The 14,778-nt window shown below is 69.0% G+C and carries 16 protein-coding genes; 5 read left to right on the top strand and 11 right to left on the bottom strand.

Features of this window, described 5'->3' with window-relative positions; translation table 11 throughout:
* Positions 1–7: 7 nt before the first annotated feature.
* The gene (locus tag MMF96_RS02135; protein ID WP_256882384.1) at positions 8–1,192 is read right to left on the bottom strand and encodes an acyl-CoA dehydrogenase family protein; all 1,185 of its coding nucleotides are present in this window, start codon (positions 1,190–1,192) and stop codon (positions 8–10) included.
* Positions 1,189–1,968: an SDR family NAD(P)-dependent oxidoreductase gene (locus tag MMF96_RS02130; RefSeq protein ID WP_256882383.1), complete on the bottom strand. Its 780-nt coding sequence runs from the start codon at positions 1,966–1,968 to the stop codon at positions 1,189–1,191. The genes MMF96_RS02135 and MMF96_RS02130 overlap by 4 nt, the downstream gene beginning before the upstream one ends.
* A 106-nt stretch (positions 1,969–2,074) precedes the next feature.
* Between MMF96_RS02130 and MMF96_RS02125 the strand changes: the two genes are divergently transcribed.
* Positions 2,075–3,169: a glycoside hydrolase family 76 protein gene (locus MMF96_RS02125; protein WP_256882382.1), complete on the top strand. Its 1,095-nt coding sequence runs from the start codon at positions 2,075–2,077 to the stop codon at positions 3,167–3,169.
* Between the two features lie 38 nt (positions 3,170–3,207).
* Here the strand turns inward: MMF96_RS02125 and MMF96_RS02120 are convergent, their stop codons facing one another.
* Positions 3,208–3,813: a YdeI family protein gene (locus MMF96_RS02120; protein WP_176616919.1), complete on the bottom strand. Its 606-nt coding sequence runs from the start codon at positions 3,811–3,813 to the stop codon at positions 3,208–3,210.
* A 53-nt stretch (positions 3,814–3,866) separates the two neighbouring features.
* Between MMF96_RS02120 and MMF96_RS02115 the strand changes: the two genes are divergently transcribed.
* The 3 genes from MMF96_RS02115 to MMF96_RS02105 are packed head-to-tail and all read left to right on the top strand — an operon-like array spanning position 3,867 to position 5,880.
* Positions 3,867–4,535, top strand: coding sequence for a VOC family protein (locus tag MMF96_RS02115; protein WP_256882381.1), 669 nt, complete (start codon positions 3,867–3,869; stop codon positions 4,533–4,535).
* Between the two features lie 46 nt (positions 4,536–4,581).
* The gene (locus MMF96_RS02110; protein WP_176616921.1) at positions 4,582–5,121 is read left to right on the top strand and encodes an NUDIX hydrolase family protein; all 540 of its coding nucleotides are present in this window, start codon (positions 4,582–4,584) and stop codon (positions 5,119–5,121) included.
* Positions 5,122–5,163: 42 nt separating this feature from the next.
* A complete protein-coding gene (locus MMF96_RS02105; protein WP_256882380.1) occupies positions 5,164–5,880 on the top strand; it encodes an SRPBCC domain-containing protein in 717 nt (238 codons plus the stop codon).
* An 83-nt stretch (positions 5,881–5,963) separates the two neighbouring features.
* On the opposite strand, the gene mctP is transcribed toward MMF96_RS02105, so the two are convergent.
* Both mctP and MMF96_RS02095 read right to left on the bottom strand, forming a co-directional pair.
* Positions 5,964–7,676, bottom strand: coding sequence for a monocarboxylate uptake permease MctP (mctP, locus tag MMF96_RS02100; protein WP_309145212.1), 1,713 nt, complete (start codon positions 7,674–7,676; stop codon positions 5,964–5,966).
* The gene (locus tag MMF96_RS02095; RefSeq protein WP_176616923.1) at positions 7,673–7,984 is read right to left on the bottom strand and encodes a DUF3311 domain-containing protein; all 312 of its coding nucleotides are present in this window, start codon (positions 7,982–7,984) and stop codon (positions 7,673–7,675) included. The genes mctP and MMF96_RS02095 overlap by 4 nt, the downstream gene beginning before the upstream one ends.
* 238 nt (positions 7,985–8,222) lie before the next feature.
* Between MMF96_RS02095 and tgt the strand changes: the two genes are divergently transcribed.
* Positions 8,223–9,578 carry a tRNA guanosine(34) transglycosylase Tgt gene (gene tgt / locus MMF96_RS02090; protein ID WP_256882379.1) on the top strand — a complete coding sequence of 452 codons (1,356 nt, stop codon included), beginning with the start codon at positions 8,223–8,225 and terminating at the stop codon, positions 9,576–9,578.
* A 3-nt stretch (positions 9,579–9,581) separates the two neighbouring features.
* Here tgt and MMF96_RS02085 read toward each other — a convergent pair whose 3' ends face one another.
* The 6 genes from MMF96_RS02085 to MMF96_RS02060 form a co-directional block, all read right to left on the bottom strand.
* The gene (locus tag MMF96_RS02085) at positions 9,582–10,016 is read right to left on the bottom strand and encodes a DoxX family protein (protein WP_176616925.1); all 435 of its coding nucleotides are present in this window, start codon (positions 10,014–10,016) and stop codon (positions 9,582–9,584) included.
* A gap of 162 nt (positions 10,017–10,178) precedes the next feature.
* A complete protein-coding gene (locus tag MMF96_RS02080; protein WP_256882378.1) occupies positions 10,179–10,910 on the bottom strand; it encodes a queuosine precursor transporter in 732 nt (243 codons plus the stop codon).
* Between the two features lie 200 nt (positions 10,911–11,110).
* Positions 11,111–12,013 carry a hypothetical protein gene (locus tag MMF96_RS02075; protein WP_256882377.1) on the bottom strand — a complete coding sequence of 301 codons (903 nt, stop codon included), beginning with the start codon at positions 12,011–12,013 and terminating at the stop codon, positions 11,111–11,113.
* A 130-nt stretch (positions 12,014–12,143) separates the two neighbouring features.
* Positions 12,144–12,719 (bottom strand): hypothetical protein, encoded by a 576-nt coding sequence (locus tag MMF96_RS02070; RefSeq protein WP_176616928.1) that lies wholly within the window; start codon positions 12,717–12,719, stop codon positions 12,144–12,146.
* A 139-nt stretch (positions 12,720–12,858) separates the two neighbouring features.
* The gene (gene kynA / locus MMF96_RS02065; protein ID WP_176616929.1) at positions 12,859–13,701 is read right to left on the bottom strand and encodes a tryptophan 2,3-dioxygenase; all 843 of its coding nucleotides are present in this window, start codon (positions 13,699–13,701) and stop codon (positions 12,859–12,861) included.
* Positions 13,702–13,736: 35 nt separating this feature from the next.
* A complete protein-coding gene (locus tag MMF96_RS02060) occupies positions 13,737–14,486 on the bottom strand; it encodes an alpha/beta hydrolase (RefSeq protein WP_256882376.1) in 750 nt (249 codons plus the stop codon).
* Positions 14,487–14,778: the final 292 nt, after the last annotated feature.

Raw genomic sequence — 14,778 nt, 5'->3', positions numbered from 1 at the left:
CCACGGCTCACACGATGGCGGAGATGCCCGTGACGGCCCGGCCGGCGATCAGGGTGTTGACCTCCTGCGAGCCCTCGTAGGTGTAGATGGCCTCGGCGTCGGCAAAGATCTTCGCCATGCGGTAATCGGTGACAATGCCGTTGCCGCCCAGGATGGCACGGCCCATTGCCACGGTTTCGCGCATGGCCGCCGTGGTGTGTGCCTTGGCCAGCGCCACCTGCGCCATCGTGGCATCCGCGTCCCCGCCTGCGTCCTGCAGCGCGGCGATGCGCACCATCATGGCCAGCGACGATGTGGCGTTGCCCAGCATTTTCACCAGCTGCCCCTGGATCAGCTGGAAGGATGCCAGCGGCTTTCCGAACTGCCGGCGTTCGACGGCGTAGGCCCGGGCCACGTCGAACGCGGCCAGCTGCTGTCCCACCGCCTGCCACGCCACGGAGATCCGTGAGCTGCGCAGCAGCTTGTTCGTGTCGGCGAAGGAGCCGATGCCGCTGAAGCGGTCACGCTCCTCCACCCTCACGTCATCAAGCAGGATGTGCGCGTTCTGCACGGTCCGCAGCGCGATCTTGTTTTCAATCTTGGTGCGCGTGACGCCCGGCAGCGACGCGTCAAGGATGAAGGCGCGCACCGCCCCCGTGTCCGCATCCTTGGCCCAAAGCATCATGTGGTTGCAAAAGGTGCCGTTGCCGATCCACCGCTTGGCGCCGTTGAGCACCCAGTGGGTGGCGCCGGCACCGTCCTCCACCCTGCGCGCGGTGGTGGCCATGCCGCCGGCCACGTCGCTGCCGTGCTCCGGCTCCGTCAGCGCGAAGGCGCCCGTGGTGCGCAGCGCGATGGCGTCCGGGAGCAGGCGCTCCTTCTGGTCTTGGGAGCCGAAGTCAATGAGGGCCTGGACGAAGAGATCGTGGTGGACCAGGAAGAACGTGGCCAGGGAGGTGTCGGTCCGCGTCATCTCGGCGACCACCAGGCCCGTGAACAGGTGGCTGAAGTGGCGCCGGTCCGGGACCGCGAGCCCCAGCGCGGCGAGCCCGGGCAGGATGTGGGCCGGGAACTCGGCGTCATTCCACCAGCCGGTGGCGTGCGGGGCCACCTCACCGGCCAGGAACCCGCGCAGCTGCGCCAGCTTGGCGGCCTCGGTGGCGGTCAACAGGGATTCGAAGCCGTAAAAGTCTGCCTCGGGGAGCCCTGTCACTTGGGTGCCATCCGGATCGCGCCGTCAAGCCGGATGGTCTCGCCGTTGAGCATGGCGTTGGCGACGATGTGCTCCACCAGCGCGGCGTATTCGGCCGGCTTGCCCAGGCGCGACGGGTGCGGCACCTGCTGCCCCAGCGAATCCTGCGCGGCCTGCGGCAGCCCCGCCAGCATGGGCGTCTCGAAGATGCCGGGCGCTATGGCCACCACGCGGACCAGCGAGCGGGCCAGTTCACGCGCCAGCGGCAGTGTCATGGCGGCCACGGCGCCCTTGGACGCGGCGTAGGCGGGCTGGCCGATCTGCCCGTCAAAGGCAGCCACGGACGCGGTGTTGACGATGACGCCGCGCTCGGGGCCGAATTCGCCGGCGAGCGGTTCGGCCGCCGCCATGGCCTCGGCGCACAGGCGCACCACGTTGAAGGTGCCCACCAGGTTGATCTGGACCACGCGGTTGAACTGCTCCAGCGGCAGCACCCCGTCGCGCCCCAGCACCTTGCCGGGCGTGGCGACGCCGGCGCAGTTGACCACGATCCGCAGCGTGCCCAGCCCGGCCGCCGCCGCAACTGCGGCGCGCACCTGGTCCTCGTCGGTGACGTCCGCAGGGGCAAACACTGCTCGGTCCCCGAGTTCGGCGGCGAGCTCCGCGCCCTTGGACGACGCCAGGTCCACCAGCACGACGCCGGCCCCCACCGCATGCAGGCGCCTCGCCGTGGCGGCCCCGAGTCCGGATGCGCCGCCGGTGATGAGCGCAACGGTGCCGTTGCCTGAAATTTCCATGTTTCCTCCTCGTTGAGGTCCGCGGGCCCGTAGCAGGGCCGTGGCTTTGCGTTAATGCATACTAACTGAAAACGGCGGCCCCCACGGCAAACAGTACGCTGTGTACATGACGCGGAACAGCACGGGACACGGTGCCGGGCAGGCGGGCGGGCAGCCGGACACGGACTGGGCAGGGCCCGCCGCCGCAGCCGCGCGTGCCGTCCATGCCCGCTTTGGCCACCGGCTCATGGGGCTGCCGGGCACCTGGATCGGCGCCGTCGCCTGGCCCGCCCCCGTCCAGGCACCGTGGTCGGAGTGGCATTACTGGTGGCAGGCCCACTACCTCGACGCCGTGGTCGACTCCGGCTGGCGCAGCCTCCGCCACGGCAACCGGGCGGCCGCCACGCGGGACGTGGCGCGGGGCAAGGCGCTGCTGCGCGGCATCCTGCTGCGCAACTTTGGCCGCTTCCCCAACTATTATTACGACGACATGGCCTGGCTGGCGCTGGCCGCGGACCGGCTCGGCGGGCTTGCGAGGGCGGCCGGCAGCACGCAGGCCGCACTGGCAGGCTTCGCGTCCGCCACGCTGGCGGGCCAGCTGCGCTCCGCATACGACACCGTCCTGGGCGGCGGCATCTACTGGTCCCGCAAGCGCGACTACAAGAACACGCCCGCCAACGGGCCGGCCGCCCTGCACTTTGCCCGCAGCGGCGAGCCGGACCATGCACGGGCCCTGGCGGACTGGCTGCGCGTTGAACTCTTCGACGCCGGGACCGGGCTGAAGGCCGGGACCGGGCTGTACCTGGACGGCGTCCACCCCACCGCCTCGGGGCCGGAGGTGGAGCGCACCATCTACACCTACAACCAGGGGCCCATCCTGGCGGCCCTGCTTGAACTGGACCACCCGCAATACGCGGGCCAGGCCGCGGAGCTGGTGGCCGCCGTCGAGCGCCGGCTGGCCACTGCAGACGGCGGGCTGCGACTGGAGCCCGGCGCCGATGGCAGCCTGTTCACCGGCATCCTTTGCCGCTACCTCGCCCTGGCCGCGCAGGAGCCGCGGCTGCCCGGGGAATCGCGGGCGGCGGCCGCCCGCCTGGTCACCGGCACGGCCCGGGCGCTTGCCGCCGTGCCGGAACCGGCCATCCTGTCCGCCGCAGTGCAGCGCTGGACAGTCCTCGAAGCCGCCGCCACCCTCCCCCAGCTCCCAACTGGGTCGCAGTAGTTGCAGTTTTCGGCCGAATTTTTGGCCGATTTCTGCAACTACTGCGACCCAGTTGCCCGGGGGCGGCGCTTTTGCGGGTGCGGCGTCTCGCCGGCGGCCAGCATCGCCACAAAGCGGGCAATCTTCGCGGCCCGCGCGGCCGGCGTCTTCACCGTGGCGGTCCGGTAAATCAGCGCGTAGCGGTTCACGGCGGTGAGCACCTCGAACATGGCCTGTGCCTGCGGATCCGCAGCAATGGCCGCCGCCAGGTCGGCGGGCACCTCGGCCACGGACTGCCCCGCATACGCGGCCTCCCAGCGGCCGTCGGCCCGGGCGGCGTCGACGGCGGCCTGCCCGGCGGGCTCCAGCCGCCCCGCGGCCGCAAGCCGCTCAATGTTGCGCACATTGTTGCCGGACCACTTGCTCGCCCGCGTGCGCGGCGTGAACCGCGTGAGGTAGCTGCCGGCGTCGCGCCTGCCAATGACGCCGTCAATCCAGCCAAAGCACAGGGCCTCGTCCAGTGCCGCCGCATAGTCCAGCGCGGTGACGGTGCCGCCCTTTTTGTGCAGCACCAGCCTGACCCCGGCCGACGACGCATGGTTGTCTGCCAGCCACGCCCGCCACGCCGCGGCGTCCGGGAGCAGGAGTTCGGGCAGCTCGATCATGGCTACACCCTAACGTTGGTAGCCTTTTGAAAACCACCAACGTTGGAGAAAAAATGCTGCGCGTCCGCCCCGTCCTCTTCACCTCCCGGCTCGACGAATACGCCGCCCTCCTCACGGCCCTGGGCCTGGCCTGCACGGAAAACCACGGCGGCTGGCGGGTCCTTGACTGCGGCGACGGCAAGGTGGGCCTGCACTGGGCCGAACGGGACAGCCCGCAGGACGGCACCACGGCCCCGGGCTTCGAGCTGCGGGACCGGGACATCTTTGTCCGCCGCACGCTTGCGGACGGCACGCACGCCGAACTGGTCGACTCGGACCACGGCCCGGCCGCACGCGTCACGGCGCCGGACGGGTTCAGCTTCCTCGCCGACCCCGTCACCGACCTCGCACCCCGACGGCCCGGCGCCCTGGCCGTGGTCCAGCTCTGGCACACGCCGGACGTGGACGCCGCCCGGAAGGTGCTGGCGGACATCGGCGCCCGCCCGCTCCCGCCCCGCCCGGTGGGCTCCGCCGTGTTCCGGGCCAAAAACGGCGGCCTTGTGGCCCTGCTCCCCGCCGGGGCGTCCGGCGCCGGGCTGGCCCTGGAGTACGACGGCGGCCTGGCCGCCCTGGGTGCCCGCCTCGCCGCCGCGGGGGTGCCGGCCGCGCAGGGCCGCGGCACGCTGGACGTGCAAACGCCCTGCGGGGGCACGCTGCAGGTCTTCGCGGCCGCGGCCGGTTGAACCCCGACCGGGGCGTGCCGGGGCGTTCATGGGGTAGAACTGATACATGAGCGTGCGCACCCCCGACCCCAATCCCGGCTGGCTGTCCAACGAGGACCTGTACGAGGCCAGGAACCGGCTTCCCATGGTGTACGTGGAGGTGGTGCCGGTGCGCCTGGACCCCCTCGGCTACGTCAGCGAGGTGGGCCTGCTGCTGCAGGCCGACGAGAACGGCAGCATGGTCCGCACCCTGGTCTCCGGGCGCGTACTGTACCGCGAGACCATCCGGGCCGCGCTGGTCCGCCACATTGAAAAGGACCTGGGCCCGCTGGCGTTCCCGCAGCTGCCCGTCAGCCCGGTCCCGTTCACCGTGGCCGAGTACCTGCCCTCGCCGTCGGAGACCGGCTACACGGACGAACGCCAGCACGCCGTCGCCATGGTGTACGTCATCCCCGTCTCGGGCGAATGCGAGCCCCGCCAGGATGCACTGGAGTTGACCTGGATGACGCCGGAGGAGGCGCTCAGCCCCGGCGTGCAGGCGGAATTCGTGGGCGGACGCGGCGCCCTGGTCCGCCAGGCGGTTTTCTACGCCGGCCTGGGCCGGTAGGGACCCTAGCCGGTTCCGGCGAAGCGGCGTAGATTACGTTTCATGGACACTGCCCAGCTCTCAGTCCTTGTCAACGCCGACGCAGAACAGGTGTGGCTCATGCTGCGTGAACCGGCCAGGATCGCCCAGTGGCACGGGTGGGAGATGGAGGGCCTGGACGACGAGATCCGCCAGATCTACTACGACAATGTCACCGAAAGCCCCGACCACCTCCGCCTGGACCTGGGCCGGGGCGACGCCTTCATCCTCACGCCCCACCAGGACGGCACCCTGGTGACCCTGAACCGCGGGACGGCCACCGGCGAATGGGCCAGGTACGACACCGACATCACCGAGGGCTGGAGCATCTTCCTCCAGCAGCTCAAGTTCAAGCTGGCCCGGCATCCGCACACGCCCCGGCGCACCGTCTACGTGGATGGCACCAGCGCCGCACACACCCACCTGTGGGACGCCCTGGGCATTGACACCGGCTGGCTCCCGGACCCCGGCGAGCCCTACGGGATCACGCTGACCACGGGCGCCACGCTCAGCGGCAAGGTCTGGTACCGGACGGACACGCAGCTGGGCCTGACCGTGGCGGACTACGCCGAACACGGCGACGGGCTGCTCATCCTGGCCCAGCAAGCGCGCGTCCCGGGCCTGCGCGAGCACCCCGGCGCCCAGGTCATCGCCTCCACATTCGGGCTCGGCGCCGCCGACCTGGAAAAAATCAGCACCCAGTGGGACACGTTCATGGAGACCCACTACCCGGACGCGTAGTCCCCCGGCCACCCCACCTTGGTTTTGTCCTGCCTTGTGTTGTCCTGCCTTGTGCTGTGCCGCCTTGTGCTGTGCCGCGGCGGCTAGATCACCGGGCCCGGCGTCTCCACGGACGTGGACGCAAAGGCCGTCACCTCGGGGTCGTCCTCGTTCGCGCCGAAGTCGGAGGCCCTGGTGATGTCCTTGCCGTCGGGCACCTTCGCCGCCCGCAGGATCAGGGTCAGCACCGCCGCCACCACCGCATTGAGCACAAACGCCGTGATGGCGATGTAGACCTTCGTGTCGGTGCCCGGGATGGCGGCAATGGAGCCGCCGAAGTGGGCGTGCGTCACGGGGTTGACCACGCTGTACGCAGCCCAGGTGCCGTAAATGATGCCCGCGGCCCAACCGGCCAGCAGCGCCCACTTGTGGAACCACCGCGTGTACAGCCCCGCCACGATCGCCGGGAACGTCTGCAGGATCCAGATGCCGCCCAGCAGCTGCATGTTGATTGCGGCGGAGGAATCCAGGCCGATGACAAAGATCAGGGCCCCGAACTTGACCACCAGGGACACCAGCTTGGAGACCTTGGCCTCCTGCTTCGGGGTGGCGTCCTTGACGAAGAAGTCCTTGTAGATGTTCCGGGTGAACAGGTTCGCGGCGGCGATGGACATGATGGCCGCGGGGACCAGTGCCCCGACGGCAATGGCTGCCAGCGCCACCCCGGCAAACCAGGACGGGAAGTTGTCCAGGAACAGCTGCGGGACCACCAGCTGCGGGTTGATGGTCTTGCCGTTGAGCTCCACCGGCTTCGTCCCGGCGGCAATGGCAATGTATCCCAGCAGCGCCAGGAAGCCGAGCACCAGCGAGTACAGCGGCAGCACGGCGGCGTTCTTGCGGATGGTGTTGCGGCTCTTGGTGGCCAGCACGCCGGTGATGGAGTGCGGGTACATGAACAGGGCCATGGCCGAGCCGAGCGCCAGCGTGGCGTAGGCCCCGTAGCTGTTTGCGCCCGGAATGAACGGCCCGGGCACCTTGCCGGTGGCCGGGTTCACGGTGGTCATCTTTTCCTGGGCCGCCCCGAAGATGTGCTCCCAGCCGCCGAACTTTTGCGGCAGGTAGATGATGGCCACGATGACGGCCAGGTAGATCAGCACATCCTTGACCACGGCAATCATGGCCGGGGCGCGCAGGCCCGAGGTGTAGGTGTACGCGGCCAGCACCACAAACGCGACGATGAGCGGCAGGTCGTTGAGGAACCAGTTGTCGGCGCTCCCCACGCCCAGCACCGTCAGCACCGACTTGATGCCCACCAGCTGCAGCGCAATGTAGGGCATGGTGGCGATGATGCCGGTCAGGGCAATGGCCAGCGACAGCGGCTTGCTGCCGTAGCGCCCGCCCACAAAGTCGGCCGTGGTGACGAAGCCGTGGCGCTTGGACACCGACCACAGCCGGGCCATCAGGACGAACACGATCGGGTAGAGCACAATGGTGTACGGGACCGCGAAGAAGCCGCTCACCGAGCCGGCCGCCCACATGGCCGCGGGCACGGCCACGAAGGTGTAGGCCGTGTACAGATCGCCGCCGAGCAGGAACCAGGTGATCCAGGAGCCGAACTTCCGCCCGCCCAGGCCCCATTCATCCAGCGAGTGCAGCCCGTCCGTGCCGCCGCCGCGCCAGCGGGCGGCATAGAATCCCATGACGCCCACCAGGACAAAAAGAATGACGACGACGAGCAGTGCCGTCACGTCGACGCCGCGGGTGGGCGCCGGGGCGGTGGCCAGGACGCCGGCCAGTGCGGCGGGTGCGGCGCTCACAGGGCCCCGCCCCCGGCGTCGTGCCTGCCCCTGTGATCCGGCTGCCTGGCGGCAACACGGCGGCGCCGGTCCTCGGCGGTCATCAACCAGTAGGAGATGCCGATAAGGATGGCGCAGATGGGCACCCACATCATCTGGTACCAGTAAAAGTAGGGGATCCCCCACAGGTGCGGATCGGCCTTCGCGTAGAGGGGTACCAGGAGCGGCACGACGATGGCCGCCGCCAGAAGGATGCCGCTGATGACGTACGGCAGGGGTTTCGCCGGTCCCCGGGTGGGGGAATCGTGAGTGATGTTCGTTGCGGACATGAGCGGCTCCTTTGGGCTCTGCAGTCCTCGAATGTTCTTGACTCGTTCATGGTAAGGACTCCTAATGACCGACCGGTAGGTATGTGCGAAATAATTTTTGCGTGTCGCAACCCACACTCCGATCGAAGTTCGGGATAATCCCCGCGCCCTCCCACCACTCGCACGCTCGCGCCGGGGCCCTCGGGCGCGTGGGCCCTTTGCAGGCCATGGGACCGGGCGGACGGCAGACACTGGCAAAATGGAGGGCATGCCCTCCCCCGACCCCGCCGCGGACCTGCTCACCACCAACCCCGCCCAGCCGCACGGGATTCCCGGCCGGCCGGCGTCACAGGCCGAATTCGGCTTCCAGGTGGCCACCCGCCTGGGCGGGGCCTGCACGCCGCCGGCCGCCGCCGTCGAACGTCAGGGGGGAGAATTCCAGGGCAGGACCGGTGTGATCACCACCCCGCACGGGACCATCAGGACGCCGGCGTTCATCGCGGTGGGCACCAAGGCGACGGTGAAGTCGGTGCTGCCGGAATCCATGGCCGAGCTCGGCGCCCAGGCGCTGCTGGCCAACGCCTACCACCTCTACCTGCAGCCGGGCGCGGACCTGCTCGACGCCGCGGGCGGGCTGGGGAAGTTCATGAACTGGCGGGACCCCACGTTCACGGACAGCGGCGGCTTCCAGGTCATGAGCCTGGGCTCCGGCTTCAAGAAGGTCATCAACATGGACGCCGCCGCCGCGTCCCCGCACGCCGGCGCGGACGATTCCGTGGCCGTGGGCAAGGAGCGGCTGGCGCACATTGACGACGACGGCGTCTGGTTCAAGTCGCACCTGAACGGGGACATGCACCGCTTCACGCCCGAGGTGTCGATGCAGGTCCAGCACCAGATCGGCGCGGACATCATGTTTGCCTTCGACGAGCTCACCACGCTGCTGAACTCGCGCAGCTACCAGGAGATGTCGCTGGAGCGCACCCGGCTGTGGGCGCAGCGCTGCCTCACCGAGCACTTCCGGCTCACCCAAGAACGGGCCGGCAAGCCCTACCAGGCCCTGTTTGGCGTCATCCAGGGCGCCCAGTACGAGGACCTGCGCCGCAAGGCCTCCCGCGACCTGGGCGGAATGAATTTTGACGGCTACGGGATCGGCGGGGCGCTGGAGAAGGAAAACCTCGGCACCATCGTGCGCTGGTGCGCCGAGGAGCTGCCCGAGGACAAGCCGCGGCACCTGCTGGGCATCTCCGAGCCGGACGACATCTTCACGGCCATCGAAAACGGCGCCGACACCTTCGACTGCGTTTCGCCCACCCGCGTGGCCCGCACCTCCGCTTTTTACACCCCGGACGGGCGCTTCAACGTCTCCGGCGCCAAGTACAAGCGCGACTTCACGCCGCTGGTGGAGGGCTGCGACTGCTATGCGTGCGCCAACTACACGCGCGCCTACATCCACCACCTGTTCAAGGCCAAGGAGATGGTTGCGGCCACGCTCGTCTCCATCCACAACGAACGCTTTGTGGTGAAAATGGTGGACGACGCCCGGCTGGCCATTGAGGACGGCACGTTCTTCGAATTCAAGGCCGAGACGCTGCGCCGGTACTATCCGGCGCGGTAGCGGCTAGGCCAGCACGCGCAGCTTGGAAGCGGTGCGGCCAAACAGTGCATGGTCGGCCGACACCCGGCCGGGACCGACCAGCGCGACTGCCGCCGCCGCTGCAGCCAGCAGCAGCACCAGCTCAAAGCCGCCCTTGTCCACGAACACGCCGGCCGTGGCATGGACCAGGACGAAGGCGCCGATCATTTCCAGGCACAGCAGTGCGGCAAAGGGCCGGGACAGGATGCCCAGGATCAGGGCAATGCCGCCGACGAGTTCCAGCGTGGCAACGACGGGGGCCACCAGGTCCGCGGCCGGGACGCCCATCTGGGCAAAGGAGCCCTGGGTGCCGGCAATGGTGAACTGGGCGTATTTCTGCCAGCCGTGGGCGGCAAAAAGGAAGCCGACAACAATGCGCAGGACGGTGCGGGCGGTAGTGGTCAGTGCGGGGTTGTTCATGGAATTCTTCACCGTTTCGGGGTCGTGGGACGGCCTTGGGGAACAGGCAGCAGGCATCAATTGATTGAAGCTTCAATGAAAGCATTTCATAAATTAAGTTGAAGCGTCAATTAATTGTGTCGCCGGCACCCGCAGCGCCTCCGGCGGCTGCCTCCGACCGGGCTAGGCGGCGTACGTCGGTTCGTGCCGCTTGAACCAGCCGATCACCAGCGTGGTGACCGGGACCAGCAGGTACTGCACGCCCACCTTGTACAGGAACCCCACCACCACGTAGTTGGCGAACATGCCAAAGCCCACAATGCCGATCACCGGCGCGGCAATGGTGCAGAAGATGAGCGTGTCGATGAATTCGCCCACGCCGCTGGAACCCATGAGCCGCATCCACAGCTTCCGCTCCCCCTGGCGGGCCTTGAGCCGGACCATGATGAGCGAGTTGATGGTCTGCCCGGCCAGGAACGCGAGCAGGCTGGCCAGCACGATCTGCGGCACCGGGCCCAGCGCCTCCACGAGGGCGTGCTGCTTTGCGATGCCGTAGTCGTCCGTGAAGCCGGGCAGGGCGATGATCACCCAGTAGCTCAGCGACGCGAAAACTGACAGGGCAAAGGTGGTGAAAATGGCCTTGCGCGCCATCTTGAAGCCGTAGATCTCGCTGATCACGTCGCCAAGGATGTAGGCGAACGGGAACAGGAAGAAGCCGCCGTCGGTCACGATCGGGCCAAACTGCACGCCCTTGGACGCGCCAATGTTGGAGAGGATCACGATGACGGCCATGCTGGCCAGCAGGATGCCGTAGTAGCGGCTTCCGACGTCGGCAAAGCGCGGCCGGGCGGAAGGTTTGCCCGCAGCACCGGGGCTGGTTTCGGGCGTGGCGGCATTGTTTTGCAGCGGGGGCATGGCAGGCAGTCTCATATCCGTAGGCAAGTGGTTCGCCCAGCCACCACCTGCGCGAGGGGCGGCCGGCTGTATTATCACTGGGCCCGTCAGCACCCGGGCCATCCCCAATTCTGTCATGCCCCGTCCGGGGCCGCACCGGCCGGGCCGCGCGGGCGCGGAGGCCGGGCCGGGCCCGCCGGGCGCCCGCGCGGCCGGCCGCCTCAGGGCTGGTGCGCCAGCATGAGCCTTTCGTTCTCGGCAAAGCACGCCGCCGTGTGCTCATTGAAGGCGGCACAGTGGCGGCCCACCAGGGCTTTCACGGCATTCGCGATCCGTTCCGTCTCGGCCGGCTGGCCGGCGCGGATGGTCCCGCCCGCGTCCACCACCACGTAGCCCCACTCGTACAGGGCGTCACAGCCCAGGGCACAGGTGAGCATGGCACTGGCGGCATAATCCAGGCGTTCCGCTTCGGAAGTGTTCGGCCTCGGCTTGATGTACCCGGCGATGAGCAGCCGCGCAGGCAGTTCCTCGCCGCAGATGGCGCACGGCGCCTTCAGCCGCCCGCGCAGCAGGTTCTTGCGCAGGTAGCCCTGTTCGAGCCTGATGGTGGTGAGTGTTTGTTCGTCCGGCTCGTCGGCACCCCAGACGCTGCCGGGCAGCCCGCGCAGGCTCCCCGCGGACGACTGCGGCGCGGTCACGCCGCACTCCTCCAGCAGCGCCTGCCCCTCCTCTTCCGACAGGGCCGTAATGTACCTCTGGCGGGGTTTGCCGGCAGCGTTCAGCGGCCCCGGGCTGCGGACGGCGACGAGCTCGGCTGCGCGGTCCCGGTGCACCCGAAGGCCTTCTGCCAGCGGGGTGGTGCGCACCAGCCAGCCGTCGGCGCCTTCGCCCAGCTGTTCCTCATAACCGCCGGGCCGGGGCGCTTCCTGCCATTCTTCAGTGACGACGCTCACGGCCCGGACGTACGGACCAAAGTAGTTGAACACCACGTCGCCGCGGCGCATTTCCTTCAGGTGGACCCTGTCACCCGGGAGGACGCCGCCGGGCCCGGGACAATTCCATAACGTCCCCTCCGTGATGGCTTGTTCATAGTTGCGGCCATGGCTGGCCCACCAGTACTGCATTTGTAGTCTCCTTGCGTGGACTTCGCTTGCGTGCAAAATCAGCCTAACGTGGCAATCCTGCGCCACGAAAGATGACCTGCGACGCCGGTCCGCACCGTGGGAGCTGCTGCCCGCCCGGCCCGGCCGGCAGTCAGGGCGTGAAGCTGAGGATGTCCGCCACCTTGGCCCAGCCGCCGGCAGCGGCCAGGCGCGCGGCCTGTTCATCGCCGGCCACCAGGTAGAGCACGTCGGCGCCATGCAGGAAGGCTTCGTCCCCCAGGGAGGCGATCATGACGGCCTCCAGCGCCGCTTCCATGCCTGCGCCTTCGGGGTCCACATGCAGCCCGCCCAGGACGGCCAGCCCCTCCGCCACCTTGACGCGCCCGCCGGCCACCGGCCGGTCGAACAAGGCGACCTCAACGGCGTCGTAGTTCTCCAGCGGCACCTCCGCCAGGTTGGTGTTCGGTGGCATGTGCGGGACCAGGTCAAGGTCGTCGGTCAGCGCCGAGAGCAGGACGGCGGTGCCGGTTTCCCTCAGGTGCGCCCCGGCGGCGAACCCCCGCGCCGCAGCAACATCCTCGGTCACCAGGTGCACCGTGCCGCCCTGGGGTGCCGCGCCGCCGCCAACGGGCCACGCGAGGATTTGTTCCGCGGCCGGATCGTCCAGCCCGCGGATGGCCGCCCAGGCGGGGCCCCACACTGTCAATGTTTCCTGCCAATGCGCCATGAGTCCTCATCCTTCGCGTCAATGCATCCGTGGCCATGTGCCGGTGCGGGCGGTCCGGGAAGGGCTGCGGGTCCGGCCAATCCAGCATAGGCACACGGCGCGCCGGCGCCAGACCAGACAGGCAGTGGGTGCGGCGGCGTCAGGTGCCGATCTGGGTCCGGACCGCGTACAGCTCGGGGAAAAACGTCAGGTCCAGGGCCCGCTGCAGGAAGCCGACGCCGGAGGAGCCGCCCGTCCCGGCCTTCATCCCGATGATCCGCTTGACCGTGGCCACGTGCCGGAAGCGCCACAGCTGGAAGTTGTCCTCCAGGTCCACCAGTTCCTCGCAGGCCTCGTACAGGTCCCAGTACTCGTCCGGCTGTTCGTAGACCACGCGGACGGCATCCACCACTGCGGGGTTGAACACGTGCGCCTTGGTCAGGTCCCGCTTCAGCAGTTCCGGGGGGATCGCCAGGCCGCGGCGCAGGAGCAGGGCCAGGAATTCGTCGTAGATGCTGGTTTGCCGCAGGATCTCCGCCAGCATGGCCCGCGCCGGCGGGTTCGCCTCAAAGACCTTCAGCATGCCGGCGTTCTTGTTGCCCAGCATGAACTCCACGGCCCGGTACTGGTACGACTGGAACCCCGATGCCGATCCCAGGTCCCCGCGGAACTGGGCGTATTCGCTGGGCGTCAGGGTGGCCAGGATGCTCCACTGTTCGGTCAGCGACCGCTGGATGTGCTTGATCCGGGCCACGCCCTTCATGGCCGGACGCAGGTTGTCCGCGGCAAGCTGGATGCGCACGGCCCGCAGTTCGTGCAGCATCAGCTTCAGCCAGAGCTCGGAGGTCTGGTGCTGGATGATGAACAGCATTTCGTCGTGGTGGCTGCTGACCGGCTGCTGGGCGCTGAGCAGGGTGTCCAGCGCCAGGTAGCTGCCGTAGCTCATCTTGTCGCTGAAATCCGTCTCAATGCCGGCTTCAATCTTCCGGGTGTTCTGTGGCATGGCCGTTCCCCTTCACAAAGCGGTTGGAACACACACTACGCCCGTGCCAGCAGCCCCAGCACCAGTTCCCGGCACACCGCCCAGGCGTTGCCGGCCGGGTCGATCAGGCTGAAGTGGTCGCCCGGCACGGGGATGAACTCCGCCTTGCCGCCGGCCGCCACCGCGGCGTCAACGTAACTCTGGCTTTGGGAGGCGGGGACGTCGTCGTCGTTCTCCGCGTGGACGGCGTACACCGGGACGGGCAGGGGGACGGCAGCCAGGGGGTCGGCACGGGAGACGTCCGGGCCCAGCAGGGCCGTCACCGCGTTGTTGCTCAGCCCCAGTTCCTGCGCCCGGGCCAGGTTGAGCAGCCCCGACTGGCTCACGACGCCGCACACCGCCACCGCGGGCCCGGCACCCACCGCCGTGGCCGGGAAGGCGGCGCGTCCGGCCGCCCACACGGCCAGCTGCCCGCCGGCCGAATGGCCCACGATGGCCACGCGCGCAAGGTCCAGGCCGTGGTCCGCGGCGGCCGGCACCAAGGCGTCGATGCCGGCCGCCACGTCCAGGAACGTTTCGGGCCAGCCGCCGCCGTTGCCCATGCGCCGGTATTCCAGGTTCCAGGCCGCAACCCCGTGCCCGGCCAGGTCGCGGGCCAGCGGGGCGCCCAGCCCGGCGTCGTAGGCGCTGCGCCAGTAGCCGCCGTGGACCACCACGGCCACGCCGGCCTGGCGCGGCCGCTTGGGCAGATACAGCTCGGCCCATTGGTCAGGCCCGGGGCCATAGGCGTACCGCTGCGGTGTCATGGTCCACAGCGTACCGTTGTGCGCGGCGGGCGGCTTTTATTATGCGCCGGACCCGCTGCGGGTTTGGCGCCAGTGGACAAGATGCGCCGGACCCGGCCCCGGTCCGGCGCATAAGCGAAGCGGACCCGCCATATGCGCAATACTGCCGGGCGGATTCGGCGCATAACAGCGGGCATACGCGAACGCCGGCCACGTTCCGGTGCCTGCGGCTTGCCCACCGGGCCCGCCGGTGCGTGGTGCGCATAAGCTGGAGGCCCGAAGTTTATGCGCAGTGCCGGCAAGGTGTTTTGCG

Origin of the sequence: Arthrobacter sp. STN4, from assembly GCF_024539665.1 — a bacterium.
Lineage (GTDB): Bacteria > Actinomycetota > Actinomycetes > Actinomycetales > Micrococcaceae > Specibacter.
This window is presented reverse-complemented; position numbering and strand designations above follow the sequence as displayed.